Source organism: Vibrio sp. 2130-1, assembly GCF_033339515.1.
The window spans coordinates 1-502 of sequence record NZ_JAWOUT010000786.1 but is presented as its reverse complement, the minus strand read 5'-3'; the positions used below and the strand labels follow the sequence as shown (position 1 = coordinate 502).

At 47.8% G+C, this 502-nt stretch carries 2 protein-coding genes; both read right to left on the bottom strand.

Annotated elements, in window-relative coordinates:
• The coding region (locus R7Q09_RS28705; protein WP_225456163.1) for a SpoVR family protein at window positions 1-210 on the bottom strand (210 nt) is incomplete at its 3' end.
• A gap of 11 nt (window positions 211-221) precedes the next feature.
• Window positions 222-502: DUF444 family protein (locus R7Q09_RS28700; RefSeq protein WP_318144279.1), on the bottom strand; the 281-nt coding region annotated here is incomplete at its 5' end.

Genomic DNA, 502 nt, shown 5'->3' with positions numbered 1-502 from the left:
GATACTTGAGTACGCATCCATCATCTGCTCAGACGTGATCACTTCGATCTGATTTGGATAGGTGTCCAAACGATAGTGCTCCGCGACACGTTTTATTTCCTTGTGATAGCGTTCAAGCAGTTCGAATGTCCAATCCGGTCCGTCAGGTAGCAACTTGCTGTTGCGCTTTTTAGGCGCCTCTCCAGAGAGGTTTTTTGTTGCGGTAGTCATCGCTAGCCTCCTTACGCCGTTTCTTTTTGGAATAGTTCTCGGAAGACTGGGAAGATATCCTCCACAGAGCGAATATTCTTCATAGCGAAGTTTGGAAACTCGTCGGTGAGCTTCTCATACTCGTGCCATAAGGTCTGATGTGAGCGACGCGTGATTTCTATATAAGAATAGTACTGACAATTTGGCAGCAACTTATTCACGAGTAAATCTCGGCATCGTGGTGAGTCATCCGCCCAGTTATCCCCATCGGACGCTTGAGCTGCGTAGATGTTCCACTGACCAACCGGGTAAC